Origin of the sequence: Actinosynnema sp. NPDC023658, assembly GCF_040639995.1 — a bacterium.
GTDB lineage: Bacteria > Actinomycetota > Actinomycetes > Mycobacteriales > Pseudonocardiaceae > Actinosynnema.
This window is the reverse complement of record NZ_JBFAAX010000778.1, coordinates 1-2,668: the sequence shown is the minus strand read 5'-3', so window position 1 is coordinate 2,668 and position 2,668 is coordinate 1. Positions and strand designations below refer to the sequence as shown.

The 2,668-nt window shown below is 69.6% G+C and carries 3 protein-coding genes; all 3 read left to right on the top strand.

All coding sequences use genetic code 11. From position 1 onward, the window contains the following. Positions 1–520: sugar ABC transporter permease (locus AB0G02_RS34625; RefSeq protein WP_360802960.1), on the top strand; the 520-nt coding region annotated here is incomplete at its 5' end. Then, positions 517–1,320, top strand: coding sequence for a carbohydrate ABC transporter permease (locus AB0G02_RS34620; RefSeq protein WP_360802957.1), 804 nt, complete (start codon positions 517–519; stop codon positions 1,318–1,320). The genes AB0G02_RS34625 and AB0G02_RS34620, both read left to right, overlap by 4 nt. Positions 1,321–1,333: 13 nt before the next feature. Continuing rightward, positions 1,334–2,596 (top strand): Gfo/Idh/MocA family oxidoreductase, encoded by a 1,263-nt coding sequence (locus AB0G02_RS34615; RefSeq protein ID WP_360802954.1) that lies wholly within the window; start codon positions 1,334–1,336, stop codon positions 2,594–2,596. The last annotated feature ends 72 nt before the right edge of the window (positions 2,597–2,668 follow it).

The following is a 2,668-nucleotide window of genomic DNA, read 5'->3' as shown; positions in this document are numbered from 1 at the left end:
TCACGTCGTTCCCGGTCTGCGAACAGGTGGCGTTCCAGCCGCTGGCGACGTGCTGTCCGCCGTCGGGCTGGGCGAGGTGGCGCGGCCGTGGCTGGGTGACTTCGACTGGGCGTTCCCGGCGGTCGGGTTCATCGGCACGTGGGTCTCCACCGGCCTGTGCTTCCTGCTGCTGCTGTCGGGCATCGCCCGCATCGACCAGTCGCTCTACGAAGCCGCGCGCATGGACGGTTGCGGCCGGGTGCGGGAGTTCTGGCACGTCACCGTCCCGGGCCTGCGCCGGGAGATTTCGGTGGCCGCGACCGTGACCACGATCGCCGCCCTGGCGGGATTCGACGTCGTCTACGTGATGACCGGCGGCGGACCGGGGCACGCCACCACCGTGCCGGGCGTGCAGATCTACGAGTTGGTGTTCACCGCCGGGCGCGTCGGCACCGCTTGCGCGCTGGCGACCGTGCTCAGCCTGCTGACCTGCGCCGTCATGTACGGCCTGAACAGGCTGACCCGGGAGCGTGCCGCATGAAGCACCTGACCAGGCTCGCGCTGCTCGTGGCCGCGGCGACCGTGCTGTTCCCTTTCCTGGCCATCCTGACCGCCGCTTTGCAGCCCCAGTCCAACCTCTCGCCGGGGCTGGAGTGGCCGTCGGACCCGCAGTGGGGCAACTTCGCCGACGCCTGGACCACCGCCGGGTTCGGAGCGCTGCTGCGCTCCAGCGCCGTCGTGGCCTTCGGCGTGGTGCCGATCTCCCTCGTACTGGCAACGTTGGCGGGCTACGGTTTGGCGCGGTCCACGTCCCGGCTCAACGGGCCGCTGTTCGCGTTGCTGATGCTGGGACTCGCACTGCCCTACGAGGCGATCGTCATCCCGCTGTACTACGACCTGCGCGCGGTGGGCCTCCTGGACAGCCACTGGTCGCTCATCCTGCCGCTCGTGGGCGCCTTCATGCCCTTCGGCGTGTTCTGGATGCGCGCCCACTTCGAGTCCCTGCCCAAGGAACTGGTCGAGGCAGCTTCGATCGACGGCGCGTCGCACTGGCGCACACTGGTGTCGATCCTGCTGCCCACCGCACGCCCGGCGCTGACCACACTGGGCCTGCTGTACTTCATGTGGGCCTGGAACCAGTTCCTGCTCGCCCTCATCCTCATCCAGGACCCCGCCAAGCGCACCGCCCCCGCAGGTCTCGGCGAGTTCGTCCAGCAGTTCGGCCGCAACGTCCCGCTGCTGTCCGCCGGAACCATCATCGTCATCACCCCAATCGTCGTGGTCTACCTGTTCTTCCAACGCCACTTCGTCAAAGGCATCCTCCAGGGTGCGGTGAAATAGGAGCGACCCTCCCTTGACAACCACTCTCGCCGTCATCGGCGCAGGGGCGCGCGGTGCTGCCTACGCACGGCTCGCCGCCGCCGAGGGCGCGGCCATCGTCGCCGTGGCCGACCCCGATCCCCGACGCAGACGAGCCCTCGCCTACCAGTTCGACATCCCCGACGAACAGGTCTTCGCCGATTGGGCCGCGCTCGCGCAGCGGCCGCGCCTCGCCGACGCCGCGATCATCGCCACCCCCGACCGGCTCCACGCCGACCCTGCCTGCGCACTGGCCGAACGCGGCTACGCCCTGCTGCTGGAAAAGCCCATGGCGACCACTCCCGCCGACGCCGAACGCATCGTCCGCGCCTGCACCGACAACAACGTCCTGCTGACCGTGTGCCACGTGCTGCGGTACACGGCGTACACGCGGCGCATCAAGGACATCGTCGACTCCGGCCGCATCGGTGACATTGTCAGCGTCGAGCACCTCGAACCCGTCGGCTGGTGGCACCACGCCCACTCCTACGTGCGCGGCCAATGGGCGGTCGAGGCGACCTCGTCCTCCATGCTGCTCGCCAAGTCCAGCCACGACATCGACTGGCTCGGCCACGTCGTCGGCCGCCCGGTGACCCGCGTGTCCTCCTTCGGCGGCCTCTATCACTTCCGACCCGAGAACAAGCCTGCCGGCGCCGGTACCCGCTGCGTGTCCTGCCCGGTCGAGCGGGCGTGCCCGTACTCCGCGGTCCGCATCTACGAACGCTTCCTCGGCGACCCCGTCCACGAACGCTGGCCACTGGGCGTGCTCACCGACGACGTCACACCCGAGGGCCTGCGGCAGGCGCTGTCCGAGGGGCCGTACGGAGAGTGCGTCTACTCGGGGCACAACGACGTCGTCGACCACCAAGTGGTGAACCTTGAGTACGAAGGCGGCATCACGGCCTCATTCACCATGACCGCGTTCAGCGTCCTGGACTTCCGCAAAACCCGCATCTTCGGCACCCGCGGCAGCATCGAAGGCGACGGCCGGACGGTCACCGTGCACGACTTCCTCACCGACACCTCGGAAGCCATCCACTGCGCGCCCCAGGGTGACGCGTCCGCCGCCGATGGCCATGGGGGTGCCGACACCGAACTCGTCCGCGCCTTCCTCACCGCGGTCACGACCGGCGACCACAGCGCCGTCCTCTCCGGAGCGGTCGAAACCCTGCGCTCGCACGAGGTCGTGTGGGCGGCTGAACGATCGCGGACCACCGGTACGGTCGTCAGCCTGCCACCACGACACCGGCCACTCTGACACGCGTGGAGCGCCGGGATCGCCGACGACGCACCGGCAGCATCGGCCCGCGGTCGGCACGCCGCCGCCTCC

Coding starts and splice junctions, on each gene's coding strand:
- AB0G02_RS34620 (WP_360802957.1), top strand. CDS start 517: ATGAAGCACCTGACCAGGCTCGCGCTGCTCGTGGCCGCGGCGACCGTG.